The sequence below is a fragment of the Gordonia sp. OPL2 genome (assembly GCF_003797825.1).
Lineage (GTDB): Bacteria > Actinomycetota > Actinomycetes > Mycobacteriales > Mycobacteriaceae > Gordonia.
In genome coordinates this window covers 1-20002 of record NZ_RKME01000044.1, presented here as the reverse complement: position 1 = coordinate 20002, position 20002 = coordinate 1, and the positions used below count along the sequence as shown (strand labels likewise).

At 66.8% G+C, this 20002-nt stretch carries 20 protein-coding genes; 15 read left to right on the top strand and 5 right to left on the bottom strand.

From position 1 onward, the window contains the following. Positions 1-41 precede the first annotated feature (41 nt). Complete coding sequence (locus tag EEB19_RS25150; RefSeq protein WP_187590056.1) at positions 42-1247, bottom strand: acyl-CoA dehydrogenase family protein; 1206 nt, start codon at positions 1245-1247, stop codon at positions 42-44. A gap of 151 nt (positions 1248-1398) precedes the next feature. On the opposite strand from EEB19_RS25150, the gene EEB19_RS25145 reads away from it, so the two are divergent. From EEB19_RS25145 to EEB19_RS25090, 12 genes are all read left to right on the top strand, one after another. Next, positions 1399-1587: a ferredoxin gene (locus tag EEB19_RS25145; protein ID WP_187590055.1), complete on the top strand. Its 189-nt coding sequence runs from the start codon at positions 1399-1401 to the stop codon at positions 1585-1587. Positions 1588-1681: 94 nt separating this feature from the next. Further along, positions 1682-2572 (top strand): 3-oxoacyl-ACP reductase, encoded by an 891-nt coding sequence (locus tag EEB19_RS25140; RefSeq protein ID WP_187590054.1) that lies wholly within the window; start codon positions 1682-1684, stop codon positions 2570-2572. Between the two features lie 90 nt (positions 2573-2662). Beyond that, positions 2663-3427, top strand: coding sequence for an ABC transporter permease (locus tag EEB19_RS25135; RefSeq protein ID WP_187590053.1), 765 nt, complete (start codon positions 2663-2665; stop codon positions 3425-3427). A gap of 3 nt (positions 3428-3430) precedes the next feature. Further along, complete coding sequence (locus EEB19_RS25130; RefSeq protein WP_187590052.1) at positions 3431-4282, top strand: ABC transporter permease; 852 nt, start codon at positions 3431-3433, stop codon at positions 4280-4282. A 4-nt stretch (positions 4283-4286) separates the two neighbouring features. Beyond that, a complete protein-coding gene (locus EEB19_RS25125) occupies positions 4287-5465 on the top strand; it encodes an MCE family protein (protein WP_187590051.1) in 1179 nt (392 codons plus the stop codon). Beyond that, positions 5458-6522 (top strand): MCE family protein, encoded by a 1065-nt coding sequence (locus EEB19_RS25120; protein WP_187590050.1) that lies wholly within the window; start codon positions 5458-5460, stop codon positions 6520-6522. Before EEB19_RS25125 ends, EEB19_RS25120 begins: the two co-directional genes overlap by 8 nt. Continuing rightward, complete coding sequence (locus EEB19_RS25115; protein ID WP_187590049.1) at positions 6519-7763, top strand: MCE family protein; 1245 nt, start codon at positions 6519-6521, stop codon at positions 7761-7763. Before EEB19_RS25120 ends, EEB19_RS25115 begins: the two co-directional genes overlap by 4 nt. Before the next feature lie 7 nt (positions 7764-7770). Then, complete coding sequence (locus EEB19_RS25110) at positions 7771-9024, top strand: MCE family protein (RefSeq protein WP_187590048.1); 1254 nt, start codon at positions 7771-7773, stop codon at positions 9022-9024. Further along, positions 9021-10286 carry an MlaD family protein gene (locus EEB19_RS25105; RefSeq protein WP_187590047.1) on the top strand — a complete coding sequence of 422 codons (1266 nt, stop codon included), beginning with the start codon at positions 9021-9023 and terminating at the stop codon, positions 10284-10286. The genes EEB19_RS25110 and EEB19_RS25105 overlap by 4 nt, the downstream gene beginning before the upstream one ends. Continuing rightward, complete coding sequence (locus EEB19_RS25100) at positions 10286-11710, top strand: MCE family protein (RefSeq protein WP_187590046.1); 1425 nt, start codon at positions 10286-10288, stop codon at positions 11708-11710. Before EEB19_RS25105 ends, EEB19_RS25100 begins: the two co-directional genes overlap by 1 nt. Further along, positions 11707-12795, top strand: a complete 1089-nt coding sequence (locus tag EEB19_RS25095; protein WP_187590045.1) for a hypothetical protein — start codon at positions 11707-11709, stop codon at positions 12793-12795. Before EEB19_RS25100 ends, EEB19_RS25095 begins: the two co-directional genes overlap by 4 nt. After that, positions 12795-13418, top strand: coding sequence for a hypothetical protein (locus tag EEB19_RS25090; RefSeq protein WP_187590044.1), 624 nt, complete (start codon positions 12795-12797; stop codon positions 13416-13418). The genes EEB19_RS25095 and EEB19_RS25090 overlap by 1 nt, the downstream gene beginning before the upstream one ends. Positions 13419-13585: 167 nt before the next feature. Here the strand turns inward: EEB19_RS25090 and EEB19_RS25085 are convergent, their stop codons facing one another. The 3 genes from EEB19_RS25085 to EEB19_RS25075 form a co-directional block, all read right to left on the bottom strand. Further along, entirely contained in the window at positions 13586-15088 is a 1503-nt protein-coding gene (locus EEB19_RS25085) for an aldehyde dehydrogenase (RefSeq protein ID WP_187590043.1), read from the bottom strand. 94 nt (positions 15089-15182) lie between these two features. Next, complete coding sequence (locus EEB19_RS25080) at positions 15183-15896, bottom strand: LON peptidase substrate-binding domain-containing protein (protein ID WP_187590067.1); 714 nt, start codon at positions 15894-15896, stop codon at positions 15183-15185. Between the two features lie 44 nt (positions 15897-15940). Then, entirely contained in the window at positions 15941-16249 is a 309-nt protein-coding gene (locus EEB19_RS25075; protein WP_187590042.1) for an antibiotic biosynthesis monooxygenase, read from the bottom strand. 203 nt (positions 16250-16452) lie between these two features. On the opposite strand from EEB19_RS25075, the gene EEB19_RS25070 reads away from it, so the two are divergent. Beyond that, positions 16453-17232, top strand: a complete 780-nt coding sequence (locus EEB19_RS25070) for an alpha/beta fold hydrolase (RefSeq protein WP_262365911.1) — start codon at positions 16453-16455, stop codon at positions 17230-17232. 34 nt (positions 17233-17266) lie between these two features. On the opposite strand, the gene EEB19_RS25065 is transcribed toward EEB19_RS25070, so the two are convergent. Next, entirely contained in the window at positions 17267-18163 is an 897-nt protein-coding gene (locus tag EEB19_RS25065) for an A/G-specific adenine glycosylase (RefSeq protein WP_187590041.1), read from the bottom strand. Here EEB19_RS25065 and EEB19_RS25060 point away from each other — a divergent pair. Next, complete coding sequence (locus EEB19_RS25060; protein WP_187590040.1) at positions 18162-18806, top strand: carbonic anhydrase; 645 nt, start codon at positions 18162-18164, stop codon at positions 18804-18806. The two genes, EEB19_RS25065 and EEB19_RS25060, sit on opposite strands and share 2 nt — an antisense overlap. Before the next feature lie 114 nt (positions 18807-18920). Beyond that, entirely contained in the window at positions 18921-19691 is a 771-nt protein-coding gene (locus EEB19_RS25055; RefSeq protein WP_187590039.1) for a hypothetical protein, read from the top strand. The last annotated feature ends 311 nt before the right edge of the window (positions 19692-20002 follow it).

Here is a 20002-nt window from a genome sequence, read left to right as displayed (position 1 = left end):
GGTCGGGGGTCGGGTCGATCCTCAACCGGCGGTCGGATCGACTACCGGCGCTGGTGGGGGAGGCCGAGGGCGAGCATCGCGATGATGTCGCGCTGGACCTCGTTGGTCCCGCCGCCGAAGGTGAGGATGAGCGACGACCGCTGGAACCGCTCGAGACGGCCTTGGAGATGAGCGCCCGGGGTGCCCTGCCGCAAGGTCGCCGCGGGGCCGACGACCTCCATCAGCAGGCGGTAGGCCTCGGTCGCGAATTCGGTGCCGAACACCTTGGTGGCCGAGGCATCGGCCGGGCTCGGCGATGCCCCGGACGCGGCGATCGACGCGATCTTCCAGTTGATCAGTTTGAGGAACTCGACCTTCGCATGAACCCGAGCGAGATTGGCCTGGACCCACGGGGAGTCGATCACGCGCTGGCCGTCACCGGTTTTCGTGTGCTGCGCCCATTCGATCGTCTCGCGGAGCGCCGTCTGGATCGGGGCCGCGCTGCACAGGGCCACACGCTCGTGGTTGAGCTGATTGGTGACCAGCGACCATCCGCCGCCCTCCTCGCCGACGATCGCCGACGTCGGCACCCGGACGTCCTGGTAATAGGTGGCGCTGGTGTCGACTCCGGCCATGGTGTGCACCGGCGTGTAGCTGAACCCCTCGGCCGTGGTCGGCACGATGAGCATCGAGATCCCCTTGTGCTTCTTTCCGCCCGGCTCGAGTGTCGACGGATCGGTACGGCAGGCGAGCCAGATGTAGTCGGCGTAGGGGACGAGGCTGGTCCACATCTTCTGACCGTTGATGACGTACTCGTCGCCGTCGCGGATGGCGGTGGTGCGCAGTGCGGCGAGGTCGGTGCCGGCCCCCGGTTCGGAGTAGCCGATGGAGAAATGCAGTTGTCCCGCAGCGATCTTCGGGAGGAAGAACGCCTTCTGCTCGTCGGAGCCGTAATGCATGATCGTCGGCGCGACGGAGTTGATCGTCAGGAACGGGACAGGCGCACCCGCGATCGCCGCCTCGTCGGTGAAGATCAGCTGATCCATCATCGACCGGTTCTGACCGCCGTACTCGGTGGGCCAGCCGAGTGCGAGCCAGCCGTCGGCGCCCATCTGCGCGACCACGTCGCGGTAGGCGTCGCCCTCGCCGAGCTCGCCGCCCGCACCCCCGGTCAGCGCGGCGCGGCGTTCGTCGGTCATCAGACCCGCGAAGTAGGCCCTGAGTTCACGGCGTAGATCGTTCTGTTGGTCGGTATAGGCGATGCGCATCGGGCTGTCCTCTGGGGCGTGGTCTCGGGCGGGTGTGTCTACAGTGATCAACCGGGGAAGGCGAACTGTTGCTCGCCAACTTCTGAAACACGTTCTAACCTGAATGACACAGCCCGTCAACCAGATGAACTTCCGTGAAGGAGTGGGCACGATGCGAATCAAGGCCGATTTCGACCTCTGCGAGTCCAATGCCGTGTGCGTCGGTATGGCACCCGATGTCTTTGACCTCGATGATGACGATTACCTGGTGATTCTTGCCGAAGAGGTTCCCGCCGAGCGGGAAGAGGAAATGCGTCAGGTGGTCGCCAGCTGTCCGAAATCCGCGCTGTCGCTGGAATGAGTTCGCGACAGCCAATCTGACCAACCGGTTCCGGTCCGAGCGCGTTCGTGCTAGAACAGGTTCTAGTTTGTGACAGCCTCGGAAAGGAACAGGCGTGGGAGGGTCGTTGGACGGACGGGTGGCGGTCGTGACCGGTGCCGGTGGGGGGCTCGGTCGCGCGGAGGCGATCGGGTTGGCCGCGCACGGTGCGACCGTGATCGTGAACGACCTTGCGTCGTCGTTGGATTCGAGTGATGTTCTCGATGTCATCAGCAGTGCGGGCGGCCGCGCCGTCCCGGTCACCGGTGACATCGCCGACTCCGCGACCGCGACCGAGATCATGCGGACCGCCACCGAGGATCTCGGTGGCCTCGACGTGGTGATGAGCAATGCGGGGATCACCCGCGACAAGATGCTCTTCAACATGACCGACGACGAGTGGGACCTGGTCATCCGGGTCCATCTGCGCGGGCACTTCCTGCTCAACCGCAACGCCGCGAGCCACTGGCGGGCCGCGTCGAAAGCAGCGGGCGGGCCGGTGTACGGCCGGCTGATCAACACCGCGTCGGAAGCGGGCCTGCTGGGTCCGGGCGGCCAGGCCAACTACGCGGCCGCGAAGTCGGGGATCATCGCACTGACGGTGTCGGCGTCGCGCGCGTTGGCGCGTTACGGCGTCCGTGCCAACGCGATCTGCCCTCGGGCGCGGACGTCGATGACCTCCGATGTGTTCGGGGAGCCTCCCGCCGACGGTGTCGATCCGCTGTCGCCCGAGCATGTCGTCAACCTCGTGACCTACCTCGCCGGACCCGATGCCGCGAAGGTGAGCGGACAGGTGTTCGTCGTCTACGGCGGCAAGGTCATGCTGATGGCTGCGCCGACGGTCGAGGAGACCTTCACCTCGGTGGGGGACGCGTGGGAACAAGGGGACCTGGCGAAGACGCTGACCAGCTATTTCGCCGATCGCGACGAGAACCGCACGTTCTCGGCGAGTGAATTGGTCGACTGACCTAATCCATCTGAGCGTGCGTGATAGGTTCGCGGTGTTCGCCGGGGCGAACGCAGGAACGGGAGCGATCCCGGGGGGTGAGGAGTGTTGGTGTTCGAGAAGCTCGCAACGCCCATGTCCGGTGTTGGAGACTTCGTCGCCCTCGGGGTCGAATCGGCGCGGGAACTACTTCGTCGCCCGTTCCAATGGCGGGAGACCGTCGAACAGTCCTGGGCGATCGCGCGGGTCTCGATGGTCCCGACCCTGCTGGTCGCGATCCCCTTCACCGTGCTCGTCAGCTTCACGCTGAACATCCTGCTCCGTGAGATCGGTGCGCAGGATCTGTCCGGTGCCGGTGCCGCGCTCGGCACGATCACCCAGATCGGTCCGATCGTCACCGTGCTCATCGTCGCGGGAGCGGGTGCCACCGCGATCTGCGCCGACCTCGGTGCTCGCACCATCCGTGAAGAGATCGACGCGATGAAGGTGCTCGGCATCAACCCGATCCACCGCCTCGTCGTACCCCGGATCATCGCCTCCACGGGCGTGGCCGTCCTGCTCAACAGCCTGGTGTGCACAATCGGCATCGGCGGCGGATTCATGTTCTCGGTGTTCCTGCAGGATGTGAACCCCGGCGCGTTCATCGCCAACCTGACACTGCTCACCGGCTTCGGCGAGCTGATGATCTCGATGGTCAAGGCCGCGCTGTTCGGGCTGTTCGCCGGCATGGTGGGGTGCTATCAGGGGCTGAACGTCAAGGGAGGCGCGAAGGGTGTCGGCGACGCGGTGAACGAGACGGTCGTGTACTCGTTCATGGCGCTGTTCGTCGTCAACGTCGTGGTCACCGCGGTCGGTCTCAAGGCAACGGCGGGCTGAGCGATGGTACTTCCGTTCACGACCCGATTCCGCACTGCGCGGGTCGCGGTGAAACGAGCCGGCGAGGACTGGGATCAGATCGGCGACCAGGCGCTGTTCTATTGGGACAGCATCATCGCCATCCCGCGAGCCCTGAAGCACTACAAGAAGGAGACGCTGCGTCTCATCGCGGAGATCTCGATGGGCACCGGCGCGCTGGCGATGATCGGCGGCACGGTCGTCGTCGTCGGTTTCCTGACGCTGTTCACCGGCGGCACGATCGCCGTCCAGGGTTACAGCTCGCTCGCCAACATCGGTGTCGAGGCGCTCACCGGCTTCTTCTCCGCGTTCATCAATGTGCGCATCGCCGTCCCCGTCATCGCCGGCATCGCCCTCGCCGCGACGATCGGCGCGGGAGCGACGGCACAGCTCGGTGCGATGCGCGTGAGCGAGGAGATCGACGCCCTCGAGACGATGGCCATCTCGTCGATCCCCTACCTGGTGAGCACCCGTATCGTCGCCGGGCTGATCGCGATCATCCCGCTGTACTCACTCGCCTCGCTGGCCTCGTTCCTGGCCAGCCGGTTCGCGACGGTGTTCATCTACGGACAGTCGCCGGGCGTCTACGACCACTACTTCAACACCTTCCTCATCCCGTCCGACATCCTGTGGTCGTTCGTGCAGGCCATCTGCATGGCCGTCGCGGTGATGCTCATCCACACCTACTACGGTTACAACGCCTCGGGTGGACCGGTGGGCGTCGGTGTGGCGGTGGGTAACGCGGTGCGCGCGTCGCTGGTCGTCGTCGTGGTGATCACCCTCCTGACCTCACTCGCCATCTACGGCGTCGACGGCAAGTTCAACCTGGCGGGGTAGGCAGATGGCACGGAGACAGGAACGGAGCAGAGCGGTCCGGCGGACCGCAGCGGTCGTCATGGTCGGCTCGCTCGTCGCGATCATCGCAGCGGCGTCGGGTCAATTCCTCGGCTGGTTCTCTTCGACGCAGACGGTCACACTGCAGGCGCCGCGCGCGGGTCTGGTGATGAGCCCGGACGCCAAGGTCCGCCTGCGCGGCGTCCCGGTCGGACGCGTCGAGTCGATCAAGGAGCAGAACGATCAGGCGGTGCTGACCCTGCACATCGACTCGGACCAGATGTCGCAGATCCCCGGCAACGTCACCGCGGACATCAAGTCCAACACGGTGTTCGGAGCCAAGACGGTCAACTTCGTGGTCCCGGAGTCGGGTGCCAGTGGCCAGCTCGCGCCGGATCAGGTGATCGAGGCCGATCACGTCGTCGTCGAACTCAACACGGTCTATCAGCAGTTGGTGAACGTGCTCGCCGAGATCCAGCCGGAGAAACTCAATTCGGTCGTCGGCGCGGTGAACACCGCTCTCGCCGGCAACGGGGAGCGGATCGGGTCGGCCCTCGATCAGCTGTCGGGGATCCTGGAGGAGACCAATCCGCATCTGCCCGAGCTGAATCAGCTGCTCCGGCAGGCGGCGACGACAACGGACGTCTACGCCGACGCCATGCCGGACCTGATGCGCACCGTCGACAACGCCACGTTCATCGGCAACAACCTCGTCGACAACACCGCCAACCTCGACGCCCTGCTGATCAACGCGACCGGGATGGCCAACACCATCAACGGGGTGCTCGCGCCGTCGAAGTCGACGCTGATCTCGACGCTGGCCAACCTCGATCCCGTGTCGCAGTTGCTCGGGTACAACTCGCCGGGCATCAAGTGCTTCCTGACCACCTCGGCGAAGGCCGCCGATCTGGCCAAGCCGTACTTCGGTGGTCGCAACGGCAACCTCCTGCTCTATGCAGGTCTGCTGCCGGGCAAGGAGCCGTACCACTACCCGGAGAACCTGCCGCGCGTGGGCGCCGCCGGACCTCCGACGTGCGCGGGCGGTCTCAGCGACCCGACCACCACCCAGCATTCGAAGTTCTACGTCACGAACAACGCCCCGGTGCCGTATCAGCCCCGCACGACGCCGAAGGCGAACCGGGAGAAGTTGTTCCAGCTGCTGTTCGGGGAGCCGCCACGTGGATAACCGCGCACGCGCATTCCGCGCGACCGTCATCAAACTGGGCGCATTCGCCATCGTCATGCTGCTGGTGTTCGTCGGCCTCGTCGTCGTGTTCAGCAACTACCGCTCCGGCAAGTCCGACGACTACCACGCCGTGTTCACCAGTGCCTCGGCGATGAAGTCGGGCAGCAAGGTGAAGATCGCCGGCGTCGAGGTGGGCCGGGTCTCCGGCATCTCGCTGAACCGCGCCAACCAGGCAGAGGTGGAGTTCACGGTCGACCGGCAGTACCGCCTACCGGCGTCGGCACGGGCACTCATCCGGTACGAGAACCTCACCGGCGACCGCTATCTCGAGCTGCAACAGGGGACCGGTGAGCCGGGCGAGTTCCTGTCGCCCGGAGACGAGATCCCGATCAGTCAGACCGAACCGGCCCTCGACCTCGACAAGTTGCTCGGTGGCTTCAAGCCGCTCTTCCGCACACTGAACCCCGAAGAGGTCAACCAGCTGTCGGCGTCCATAGTCGAGGTGTTCCAGGGGCCCGCGCAGACCGCGGCCGTGGACAAGCTGCTCACCGACACGGCGTCGTTCACCAGCACCCTCGCCGACCGCGACCAACTGATCGGGCAGGTCATCGACAATCTGAACGCGACCCTCGGCACCCTCGACGGCGACCGCAAGGGCCTCGACACCAGCCTCGATCAGCTGCAGCAGCTGACCTCCGGGCTCGCCGAGCAACGCGGCATCATCGGGAACTCGCTGACCCAGACCTCCGAGGTCACCAACGGGTTGTCGGATCTGCTGGGCGCGACCCGGCCGGATCTGAAGCAAATGGTCGCCAACACCGGGCAGACGTCGGACTCGATCCTGCGCGCCGAGCCCTACGTGCGCTCGCTGCTGCAGCGGCTGCCGAGTGACTACAAGAAACTGTCGAATCTGGGCAGCTACGGGTCATGGCTGCAGATCTACTTCTGCCGCATCCGGCTGTTGGTCACCGGACCGGCCGGCAAGCAGTACTTCTTCACGTCGAACGACGTCATGGGTGACACGACCAAGGCAGGCGGGAGGTGCGCGGCGACATGACCAATCCCTTCGGACGGTTCTTCTCGAGCCAGCGCACCGAATCCTCCGAGGCCGACGTGTCCCGCGAGCAGAAGCGCGGCGGGCGCAGTCGGGCCGGGATCGGCATCATCGGTGTGGTCATCACGGCTCTCGTCATCGTGGTCGCGCTGCAGATGGACAAGCTGCCCTATCTGTCGCCGATCAGCTCCTACACCGCGTACTTCGATGACGCCGGCGGTCTGGTGTCCGGCGACATCGTCACCGTCTCCGGTGTGAACGTCGGCACGGTCGAGGGCGTGAAGCTCGCCTCGACGGACCAGGGGACGAAGGCGGCGGTCACCTTCCGGATGAAGGACGACCTCATCATCGGTGACGAGACACAGGCGGCGATCAAGACCGAGACCGTCCTCGGTCGGCGGAACCTCACGGTGATCCCGCACGGTGGGAACCGGATCAAACCCGGTGGTGAGATCCCGAACCAGAACACGGTGGCGCCGTACTCGCTCACCGATGCGCTCGACGACGCGTCGTCGACGTTGGAGACCACGGACACCGACGAGCTGAACAAGGCGCTGACCACGTTGTCGGTGACCTTCGAGGACACCCCTCCGCAGGTGCAGGGTGCCGTCGACGGGGTCGCCCGCCTGTCCAAGGCGGTCGCCGATCGGGACGGGGCGTTGCGAGAGCTGCTCGCGAAGGCCAACTCGGTCAGCAAGATCCTCGGGGACCGCAACAACCAGATCAACAAGCTGCTCGTCGACGCCAACTCACTGCTCGGCGAACTGCAGTTCCGGCAGTCGGCGATCGCGTCGCTGATCACGGGCACCCGTGACGTGTCTATCCAGATCAAGGGCTTCATCGCCGACAACAACGCGCAACTCACGCCGGTGTTGAACAAGCTGGATCGGGTCACCAAGATCCTCACGGATAACGAGAAGAGCCTGAAGGAGACCATCGATCGGCTCGGCCCGTACGCCAATGCGCTCGGTGAGGCCGTCGCGAATGGCCCGAACTTCGACTCGCTGGTCGGGGTGTCGACGTTCGGCGACTACACCGCGACCTTCCTGAAGGTTCTGCAGCAGAAGTATCCGGAGGCGGCGAAGGCGTTCTCCTACAGCGGTTTCCCGCTGCTGCCGAACGCGTGGAGCGAGGCGCCGCCGGCCGGCACCCGCCCCAAGCCGCCGGTCGCGCCGGAGCCGACCTATCCGACGCCGCCGCCCAATTCGACACCGCGCAGTGCCGCGCCGAGATCAGGAGGGTGATGCCGCAATGACCAAGCGAATTCTGCAGATCGTCGCGGTCGTCGTGCTCGTGGCACTCGTCGGTGTGCTCGCGTGGGTCGGGTTCACCCGGGCGACCACGAAGTCGGTCACCGCGTACTTCCCGACGGCCACCGGACTCTACGAGGGCGATCCGGTGCGTGTGCTCGGGGTGAACGTCGGCGAAGTCCGCTCCATCACGCCGCGCAGCGGTGATGTCCGCGTCGAGCTACAGGTCGACAAGGACACCGCGGTCCCCGCCGACGCGAAGGCGGTCGTCGTCGCGCAGAGCCTGGTGTCGGGTCGCTTCATCCAGCTGACGCCGGTCTATTCCGGTGGGCCGCAACTCGAGAACGGCGGCACCATCCCGATGGAGCGGACGGCCGTTCCGATGGAGTGGGACGACATCAAGAAGCAGCTCAACCGGCTGACCGAGGCCGTCGGACCCAAGGGCACCGACCCGGGTACCGCGGAGAAGGTCATCGACGTCGCGGAGAGAAACCTCAACGGCAACGGTGCGGCCATCAACCGGTCGATCAACGAGTTGTCGGACGTGATGGGCACTCTGGCCGCCGGCAGCGGTGATCTGTTCGCCACCATCCGCAGTCTGCAGAAGCTGACCGATGCCCTGTCGGACAGTCATGAGCAACTCGTGCAGTTCAACGGCCGCATCGCGTCGGTGAGCGACGTGCTCGCCGACAACACGAAGGGTCTGAACGAGGCGCTGCACGAACTGGATTCGGCGATGGGCGACATCCAGGTGTTCATCGACCAGAACAAGAACGCATTGACGTCGTCGGTGAAGAGCCTGGCCGACACCACGCGGATTCTCGCCGAGAAGGACGAGCAGGTGCGGGGGGTGCTCCACTCTGCGCCCAACCAGCTCGCGAACTTCTACAACATCTACAACCCGCTCACCGGGTCGCTGTCGGGTGTGTTCGGACTCGGAATGGGCAACAACCTGATCACCCTGCTGTGCGGCACGATGGACGCCAACAACCGGCCCGGGGCCAGCAAGGCCGACGTCGAACACTGTGCCGACGTGCTCGCGCCGATGCTGTCGACGATCGCCGTCGCCTACCCGCCGTTCATGACGAATCCCGTCAGCGGCATCAACGCGACACCGGATCAGATCACCTATCAGAACTCGAGCGTCGAGGCCCGGGCCAAGGCCGGGGTCCGCGCGCAGGACGCCCAGACCCGCCGTGACAACGGTGGCGGCGCGCTCGGCGACCTGCTCGTGCCGTGGGGAGGCGAAGGATGAGGCGTCACCTGCGGATGGCGATCGCCCTGCTCGCCGTGGTCCTCGCGTCGTCGGCGTGCGGATTCTCCGGACTCAACAACCTGCCCGTCCCGGGCGCGCAGGGAACCGGCAACGGGTCCACCGAGATCAGTGCCGTCCTGCCGAGCGCCGCCGGGCTGGTCACGAATGCGCCGGTCATGATGGACGACGCCACCGTCGGCAGCGTCGGCAAGATCACCGTGCAGAACTGGAACGCCGAAATGGGCATCCGGCTCGATCCGGGCGTCCGGGTGCGCAAGGGGTCGCATGTGATGGTCGGGATGACCAGCGTCCTCGGTTCGACGCACCTGCAGATCGTCGAGCCGGAGACCTCTGACGGGTATCTGCAAGCGGGAGATCAGATCCCACTGCCCGCCTGCCCGCAGCAGGCGAACATCGCGGCGCCGACCGACGTGGCGCCCGTTGCCGACATCAACTCCGCCCAACAGGTCCCCGGCTGTTCGTATCCGACGACGGAGCAGGTGCTGAGCTCGTTGTCGGTGGTGCTCAACGGCGGTGGCCTCTCGCAGTTCGGCGACATCGTGCACGAGATGAACTCGATCTTCGACGGCCATCAGAAGCAGATCCGCTCGCTGATCCCGCGACTGTCCACCCTCGTCGCCGACCTCGACCGGCAGACCGGGAACATCATCTCGGCGATGGACGGACTCGACCGGCTCAGCGCGTCGATCAACGAACAGAAACCGACGGTGGAGAAGGCTCTCGCCGATGCGCCGAAGATCCTGCAGTTGCTGAACGATCAGCGCCAGCAATTCGTCACGGCACTCGATTCACTCGCCCGACTGTCGAAGACCACCAACGACGTGCTCGACGCCAACAGCGAGGACGTCAAGACGATCGTCGGCAACGTCAAACTCGCGCTGGCTCAACTCGCGGCGGCCGGCCCGTCGTTGCCCGGGTCGCTGAAGATCCTCCTGACGTTCCCGTTCCTCGAGGAGGCGATCCCGACCATCGTCAAGGGCGACTACGTGAACTCCGACCTGGTTCTCGACCTCACCTTCGAGAAGCTGAACGACAGCATCTTCCGGGCGGTCGGAGTGGTCGGGCCGGAAGCGGTCGCCGGGAAGCCGGCGGGTGCGGCGAAGCAGGGGATGAATCCGTTCACCTCGCCGCTGAAGCCGGGCGGTGAGCGCAAGCCGGACACCAAGGATCCGGTCCCGTCAATCCCCGGCCTGCCGAAACTGCCCGCGCTGCCCGCGATTCCCGGGGTAGGGGGTAACTGATGAAGATCACCCGGTTCGTCCGGATCCAGCTGACGATCTTCGCGATCGTCACGGTCGTCGCCATGGTCGCCATGGCCATCTACTACGTGAAGCTGCCCGCGATGGCGGGTGTCGGACGCTATGCGGTGCAGTTGGATCTGCCCAACACCGGCGGCCTGTATCAGAACGCGAACGTCAGCTATCGCGGCGTCAACGTCGGCAAGGTCACCGGCGTGCGGCTCACCGAGAGCGGGGTGCAGGCGGAGCTGTCGATCAACAGTGACGCGAAGATCCCGGCGTCGTCGAACGCGGCGGTGCGCAGCGTGTCCGCGGTCGGTGAGCAGTACGTCGAGTTCACGCCACAGCCCGACGGTCCGTCGGGCGATCTGCACAATGGCTCGGTCGTCACCAGTGACGATGTGCCCGTGGAGATCTCGTCGGTGCTCGACCAGGCGAACGCGCTGCTGGACAAGGTCGGCGACACCAAGCTGCGCGCCCTGATGGACGAGGCGTTCACCGCGTTCAACGGAACGGCGGAGAACCTGCGGCGACTGCTCGACTCGATGATCCTGCTCGTCGACGACGCCGACAAGAACACCGGTGTCACCATCGATCTCGTCAAGCAGGCGGGGCCGCTGCTGGCGACCCAGTCGGCGACCTCGGACGAGATCCGGGCGTGGACCGCGAACGTGACGAAGGTGACCGATCAGCTTCGGGCCAACAATCCCGAGATCACCGGCATCCTGCAGAAGGGGCCGTCGACGGCGTCGAAGTCGCAGGATCTGTTCGCGTCGATGGACGAGACGTTGCCGATGCTCATCTCCAATCTCGGCGTCGCGTCGAAGACGTTGGCGGTGTACCTGCCGAACCTGCAGCAGGTCCTGGTGATCTATCCGCGGCTGATCGACGCACTGCTGACCGCTCTCAACGCCGGCGATCCGCGCTATGGTCCGAGCGTCGAGTTCTCGCTGGGCTTCCAGGACCCGCCGCCGTGCACGGTCGGCTACCTGCCGCGCTCGGACTGGCGGTATCCGTCGGCCCAGAATGCCCGTGAGCTGCCGCCCGGCATGCTGTGCCGGGTCCCACAGAACGCCCAGGTGGCCGTCCGCGGTGCCCGCAACTATCCGTGTGTGGAGTTCCCCGGTCGGCGCGCGCCCACCCCCGAGGAGTGCCGGACCGGCTACAAACCGCTGCCCGGCTACAACAACGCACTGCCGAACGGAATACCCGGCGTGCGGCTGCCCACCGATCCCGCGGGCTACACGACCCCGGGGACGCCGACCGACCATGAGCCCGGACCCGCCGTCTATGCCACCAGTTACGATCCGAAGTCAGGAGATTTCATCGGACCGGATGGCAAGACGTACAACGCCGGTACCGGGCAGGATTCGCGAGGACAAGACAATACATGGCAGAGCCTGATAACGCGGACCGTGCACGGATGAACGACGGCACGGATCCCGACGACAACGAAAAGAGCGGCACCGAGAAGGGCGGCGCTGAACGGGGCGACACCGACCGCGACAAGGATGGGGCCGGCACCACGGACGCGGCGCGTACCGAACCGGGCACCACCGAACGCAAGGGGCCCGTGCGGTCGGCGCCGTTGCGCCGCAAGCGCCGCCCGGTGACGCGATCGACGGACGATTACGCGCAGCCCGAGACCGCAGAGGAGGGCGACGCGGCGAAGGAGGCGGTCCCGCCGACGCCGACAGCGGGGGCGACCGGCCCCGCGTCGGACGCCGGCGACGCACCAGCCGCCGGAGAGACCTCAGCCACTGCCGACACGGCCGCCGCCGACGAGTGGACAGATGCGCCCGATTCCCCGGGCCTGTCCGACACCGACAGCGCTGACACGCCTGGAACCGTCGGCGCCGACGCCGCCACGAGCCCCGCCGCCACAACGGCCGCCGACCCCACGCCGGCCGAGCCGGAACCCGAGGCCGTCGAGCGTGAACTGAGCTATCGCGAGCGGCGCAACCGCCGGTCGTCGTCGACCCCGGCCGCGGGTCGCGGCGTCCGCTATCGCGGTAATCGCAAACGCTCGGCGCCGATGATCGCGGCCGTCAGTGTGTGCGCGGTACTGCTCGTCGCGAGCATCGTCGCGGCCGCCGTCTTCGCGACCGGCATCGGACGAATCCGGGATCAGCAGGAGCTCCGCGAGGAGTACTCCGGGTTCGCCCAGCAGATGGTGGTGAACCTGACCTCCCTCAACGCCGGCAACGTCGACGACGCGATGAAGACGTTGGAGGACAAGACGAGTGGTCGCGCCCACCAGCAGATGCAGGAGTCGATGAAGCAGGCGGTCAGCCTGGTCCGCGACCAGGATCTCGACACGAAGTCGACCGTCCTGTCCGACGCCGTGACGCAGTCGACGCCGGATGAGGGCACCGTCATCCTCGTATACGGGTGGCAGTTGAAGCCCGAGAACCCGAAGGAACAGACGATCGTGCAGACCTTCCGCTGGCGCGTGCAGATCACGCGCATCAACGGAGAACTGAAGATGACCAACTTCGAGTGGGTGACGTGATGACAGTGTCCACCCGACGCCTCGTCGCCGGTGCCGTCGTCGTCCTCACGATCGCGGCCATCGCCGTCGCCGGCTTCCTCGGATACCGCTATTACGATCTGCGGCAGACCGAGAACGCCCGCGACTCCTCACTCGCTGCGGCCAAGGACTACGCGACGACGATGTTCGGGTACACGCCCGCGAACGTCGAAGACCATGTCGCGCAGTCGCAGAAGGTGCTGACCGGCGCGGCGAAGCCCACCTACGACGAACTCGTCACGAAGAACAATCTGGTCTCCGAGGTGCGCAAGCAGCAGGTGGTGTCGGAGGCGGCGATCCAGGATGCCGGTGTGGTCACCAACACTGCCGACACGTCGACAGTCCTGATCTTCATGAACCAATCCGTCACGCGCGGTGGGAAAGACCTCGTGCGCGTCGACCCGAGCCGGCTCACGTTCACGATGGTCAAACGTGACGACCAGTGGTTGATCGAGGGCATCGACGTGATCACCGACGACTCGTTCCGCAGTCGCGTCCAGCAGACCGACACCCCACCGCCGGGTGCCGTCCCGCTGCCGAATCCCGCGCAGGGATCGTCGGGGGCACCGTCGTCGTCGCCGGTGCCGTCCGCGCCTGCGGGCTGATCTCGATACGCGTCGGGCTCGCAAGCTCGCACGTCGCTACTCGATCGGCGGGTGGGGGCAACAGCCCGCGTCAGACGCGGACTATTGCCATGAAATGGCTCACGACAGCAGAAGGGGCCGACCACCTTTCGGTGGCCGGCCCCGTCCCCCTGTGAGAGAGCAGGTCTTCAGGATTCCGAGGTGTACCCCATCGGCATCAGGATCGACTTGTGCTCGAGGTACGACTCGAGGCCCTCACGTCCGTTCTCACGTCCGATACCCGAGTTCTTGTAGCCGCCGAACGGCGACGCGGGATCGATCGCATACCAGTTGATCCCGAGCGTACCGGTCCGGACCTGCTTGGCGATCGCGACACCACGCTCGACGTCGGTGGTCCAGATCGACCCGGCGAGACCGTAATCCGAGTCATTCGCGATCGCGATCGCCTCGTCGTCGGTGTCGTAGGCGATGACGCTGATCACCGGCCCGAAGATCTCCTCGCGGGCAATCGTCATGTCGTTGGTGACGCCGGTGAAGATGGTGGGAGTCACGTAGAAGCCGTTGTCGAGACCTTCCGGACGGGCGCCCTCCAGCACCGCCGTCGCGCCTTCCTCCTTGCCCTTCGCGACGTAGCCCTCGACCTTGTCGCGCTGCTTCTCGGTGATGATCGGCCCGAGCGTGGTGCCCTCGGCCGTCGGCAGTCCGGGCGTGAACGACTTGGCGGTCTCGACCATCGCGGCGACGATCTCGTCGTGCCGCGAGCGGGGGACGAGCACCCGGGTCTGGGCGACGCACGCCTGACCCGCATTGATGAGGCCTGCCGAGAAGACGAGCATGTGGATGTTCGCCTCGAGATCGACGTCGTCGAGGACGATGGCGGCCGACTTGCCGCCGAGTTCGAGGGAACAGCGCTTGAGGGTCTCACCGCACCGCGCGGCGATCGCCCGACCGGCAGCCGTCGACCCGGTGAAGGTGATCTTGTCGACGTCCGGGTGGTCGACGAGCGCCTTGCCGGTCGCGACGTCGCCCGGGATCACCGAGATGACGCCCTCGGGCACACCGGCCTCCACGAAGAGCTGGGCGAGGAGGTTGGCGTTCAGCGGCGTCTCGGGAGCCGGCTTGAGCACGATCGAGCAGCCGGCGGCCAGCGCGGGTCCGAACTTGTTGCACAGCAAGAACAATGGGACGTTCCAGGCGATGATCGCGCCGACGACACCGACCGCCTCCCGGGTCACCAGGGTCTCACCGAACAGACCGGTACGACGTTCCTCCCACGGGAAATCGGTGGCTGCGGCGGCATAGCCCTGCAGCACGCCGGTGCCGGCCAACTGCTGGAGGGTCGCGACGTCGGTGGGGGTCGCGCCCATCTCGGCGGACACCAGATTCGTGATGTCGGCGGATCGTTCGTTGATCAGATCGGCGGCACGGTTGAGGACCGCGGCGCGCTCGGCGGGCGCCGTGTCGCGCCAGACTCCCGATTCGAAGGCGGCCCGGGCGGCCTTGACGGCCGTGTCGACGTCCACCTCGTCGGCCAGCGGCACCGAACCCACCCGTTCGCCGGTGGCCGGCGAGAACACCTCGAGCGTCTCGGTCGAATGCGGATCGACCCACTGCCCACCGATGAACAGCTGCGATTGGTCGCCGGCGCCGACAAGATCGGCGGCCGGACGGGACTCGACGGTCTCGGTCATGAATTGTGCTCCTGATGGTGGTGTGAACTACTCCACACCAGATACTAGAACACGTTCTAACTTTAGGGCCAGGGGCCTTGCCCGCCGATGACGGTCAGCGGCCGAATCGGATCATCGCGGTCAGCCCTTCGATCACATCGTGCAACACGGTGACCTGGTCGGCGACGGAGTGACACTCCAGCAGTCGCTGCCGATCCGCCGGCCCGATGGGCAACCGGGTGGCCCACTCGAAGACACCGAACACGGCGAGATCGGCGACGTCGAAGTCGGGCAGTCCGACGGGGACCGCCTCGGGCCTCACCTCGGCCACCTCGTCCACGAACGCCCGGAGCTCCAGGGCCAGCGCACGCAGCGACGACTCGTCCTCGGCGTCGATCTCGATGGCCGGCAGGGTCTCGGTCATCGCCCGCGGATACGGGTCGTCGGCCAACCACTCGATCACCCGGAACCGCTCCGCGCCCGTACAGGTCAGCGATGCGCGGCCGTCGGGTTGCGCCAGGACGTTCTCGATGCGCGCGAACGTCCCGATGTCGTGGCGGACATCGCCGCCACCCACCTCGTGTCCCCGGGCGATGAGCACGACGCCGAACCGGCCCGCTCGCTCCACTTCCGGCGCTTGTCCAGACCGGCCCGCTCGGTTCGCTCCCGGCGCTTGTCCAGACCGGCCCGCTCGCTTCGCTCCCGGCTCGAATCGGGGCCCGTCGGATGTGTCATCGAGACAGTCCGTCAGCATCTGCCGATACCGCGGTTCGAAGATCCGTAAGGGCAGCGGCTCGCCGGGCAGCAGCGCGGTGCCCAGCGGGAACATGGGTGTGACCGGCGCCCGATCGGCGCCGGTCACCTCGGCCTCACTCAGGCGCTCGGTCTGGCGTCGAGCACGACCTCGAACTCGAGGAGGTCGGCACCGCTGGCGACGGGCTTCGCCCGCTCACCCGCATGGGCCTCCCGTGCGGGTCCCGATGCCCACGCCTGGAAGTCCTCTTCTGTCTCCCACTGGGTGACGACGAAGTAGCGATCGTCGCCCTTCACCGGACGCAGCAACTGGAATCCCAGGAATCCCTTCGACCCGTCCACCGAATGGGCGCGATGGGCGAAACGCTTCTCGAGTTCGGGTCCGGCACCCTCGGGGACCGAGATCGCATTGATCTTCACAACAGCCATGGGCCCACCCTACTGTCGACGACTCGTCACCGGAACGGCGATCTCGCGAGACCGATCTCGGCGACGACACCGTCGGCGTGCGGATCAGGCCGATCGGCTGACTCGTGTCCTACCCTGGGCGCGTGACCGCCAACCCCTCCCTGCCCGACAGCGGGATCGACGGCACAGCACCGGAGATCGCCAAGAGCGCGCCGGAGATCGGGTTGCGTGACCACGGAGGCCCGGTCGGTGCTGATGGCCAACCCGTGCGCGGCGTCGGACCGATCGTCCTGCTCCACGGTCTGATGGGACGCGGCCGCACGTGGCGTCGACAGATCCCGTGGCTCCGACGACACGGCCGGGTGTTCACCTACGACGCGGCCTTCCACACCGGCGCCGACGCGGTGCCGCCGCAGGCACCGGACGAACTGGGCACCGAACGATTCGTCGCCGACCTCGCGGAGATCCTGGTCTGGATCGATCAGGGCCCGGCGGTCCTCGTCGGCCACTCGATGGGCGCACTGCACGCCTGGTGTACGGCAGCGGCCTACCCGGAGATGGTGTCGGCGTTGGTGATCGAGGACATGGCCCCCGACTTCCGCGGCCAGACCACCCGCAATTGGACCCCCTGGTTCGACAGCTGGCCGGATCGCTTCACCTCGATGGCGCATGCGCAGGAGATGTTCGGCGCCGTCGCCGGCCGCTACTTCTACGAGGCCTTCGACGACGGGCGACTACACGGCAGCCTGTCGATCTGGACCGACATCGCCGAGGAGTGGGGCGGCCGCGACTTCTGGGATGAGTGGACCGCGGTGCGTGTGCCGTCGCTGGTCATCGAAGCCGGGTTCACCGTCACCCCGCCCGGTCAGATGCGGACCATGTGCTCGACGAACCGCCGGGCCCAGTACCTCCAGGTGCCCGGAGCCGGACATCTCGTCCACGACGATGCGCCCGATGTCTACCGCGGCGCCGTCGAAGCGTTCCTGGCCGCACCGATCGGTTGATCGGACGCAGCGGATCCCGACAGTCGCATCGTCGTCAGTTCGCCTCACCCGCAAGGCAATACCGACCGTCTTCGGTGATCTCGACGAGTCCGTCGACGAGCAGTGAGTCGAGCGCCCGATCGCGCTGCGCGACATCGGTGGTCCACACGGCGTCGAGCCGATCGCGGATCACCGGAAGGTCGGTGCCACGGAGGACGTCGAGAAGCAATCCGCGGACCTGGCGGTCGGTTCCCGCGAACTTCTGCACCTTGCGGGCCGGACCCGTGTGGGCGGGCCGGCCCAGATGCACCCACGTGCAATCGGTCAACGGACACTCCGAGCAGTTCGGGTTGCGCGCGGTGCAGACCAGCGCGCCGAGTTCCATGAGCGCGGCCGAGAAGCGTGGCGCCCGGTCGGTCGGGGTCCCGTCCGGGTGGCGGGGGAGGAGGCTTTCGGCATCGGCGAGGTCGGTGCGCGACGGGTTCCCGGGCTGCTCGCGGCCGTGCACCGCACGGGCGATGACACGGCGGACGTTCGTGTCCACCACCGGAACCGACTGTCCGTAGGCGAAACATGCCACGGCTCGCGCGGTGTAGTCGCCGATCCCGGGCAGGGTGAGCATGGTCTCGACATCGTCGGGGACACGATCGCCGTGCTGCTCGGCGAGGACCCCGGCGCACTCGTGCAACCGCAGAGCGCGGCGCGGATAGCCGAGCTTGCCCCACGCGCGCAGCACCTCACCCGCCGAGGCGGCCGCCATCGCCGACGGCACGGGCCAGCGTCGGACCCATTCCTGCCACGGGCCGACCACCCGCGACACCGGGGTCTGCTGCAACATGATCTCGCTGATCAGGATCTGCCATCCGGACAGGCCGGGGGCGCGCCAGGGCAGGTCGCGCTCGTGGAGGTCGAACCAGCCGAGGAGAACGGCCGGTGGCACACTAGTGGCCATGAGCCAAGTGACGCCCACCGAAGCCTGGAAGATCCTGCAGGAAGGGAACGATCGGTTCGTTGCCGGCGAGTCTCAACATCCCAAACAGGGTATCGAGGATCGTGAGCGTCTGACATCGGGCCAGCACCCGCACGTCGTCCTGTTCGGTTGCTCCGACTCACGACTGTCCGCCGAGATCATCTTCGATCAGGGACTCGGCGACATGTTCGTGGTCCGCACCGCGGGCCAGGTCATCGACTCCGCGGTGCTCGGGTCCCTCGAGTTCGCCGCGGAGGTGCTCGAGGTCCCGTTGATCGCGGTCCTCGGCCACGACAGCTGTGGTGCGGTGAAGGCGACGCTCAACGCGCTCGACAACCTGGAGATCCCGGGCGGCTACATCCGTGACGTCGTCGAGAAGGTCAGCCCCAGCATCCTGGCCGGTCGCAGTGAGGGGCTGAGCCGTGTCGACGAGTTCGAGGCGCGGCACGTGCTCGAGACCGGCAAGCAGCTCATGGAGCGCAGCCGCATCATCGCCGACCGGGTGGCCGACGGCCGCCTCGCGATCGTCGGGCTGACCTATCAGCTCGGCGAGGGGCGCGCCCACGTCCGGGGCGTCCTCGGACAGGTCGACGGCGTCGAGACCGTCGACGTCGCGCACAGCTGACACGTCCGGCGGGGGTGAACCCCGACTTGAGACTTTCCGCCGGTCAGGCCCTGTTCCCGCGACACGCCGAGCAGGGTCGGACAGCGCTCTGAGATCCGCCGTTAGCGTGGGGGCGTGATCGAACCGCAAGGCCCACTACCCCCCGAGATCTACTGGCGACGCCGTGTCGTCGCGCTCGGCGGTGCGGCCATCGCGGTGGCACTGATCATCGGTCTCATCATCTGGGCCACGGGCGGCAGCAACGACAATCCGTCCAACGCCGCAGCGACATCCTCGGTCGCGTCGTCGACCGCCTACTCCACCGAACCTTCCTCGTCGGCCGATCCGTCGGCGAGTGAGGGTGTGTCAGGTGGCGGGCCCGTCGCCGGTGGTGGCAGCGGTGGTGGCGTCGCGGCCCCGTCCGGAAGCGCGGCGGCCTCGTCGGTGCCCGCACCCGGTGGGTCGTCGGCGGCTCCCGGCCCGGTACCCGCGTCGGGTCTCTGCCCGGACGCCAACATCTCGGTCGTCCTCTACACCGACAAGCCGACCTACTCGACCGGCGATCAGCCCGTCTTCACCATCGTCACCACCAATGCGGGACTCACCGACTGCACACGCGACGTCGGCAAGGCGGCGCAGAACGTGGTGGTCCGCACCCTCGACGGCACCCGTACCCTGTGGTCGGCCCGCGACTGCTCGCCGCTGCAGACCGTCAACAACGTCAACCTCAAGCCCTCCCAGCAGGTGCGTGACACCATCACCTGGTCGGGCACCACGAGCAGCCCCGGCTGTGACAAGCCGCGCGTGCCGATCCCGGTCGGGGCCTACCAAGCCATCGGAAAGATCGGGGAGAAGGAGTCGGCGCCGATCACGTTCAACGTGGTCGCTCCGGCGCAGCAACCCTGAGAATCGGTCGCACCCCGATCCGTGAGAATCAGTCGTCACCCGATCCCTGAGGAGCGAGGCGCCAGCCGAGCGTCACGAAGGGCGGCCCTTCGTGACGCTCGCAGGCTCGCTCCTCAGTGTCTGAGGCCGCCGGTGGCGGCCGTGGTGGGGAGCGAAGAGTGGATGCTGGCCACCTGGGGTCGGTGGGGGGATCATTGATGGGTGGATCGTGGCCGTCCCCGGACGCTTCCCTTGTGTCAGTGAGCCAGTTCCTCAGTGTGGGGTGCGGGGCCTACCACGGGAATCGTGGATTGTTGCTACGAGCACGCGGA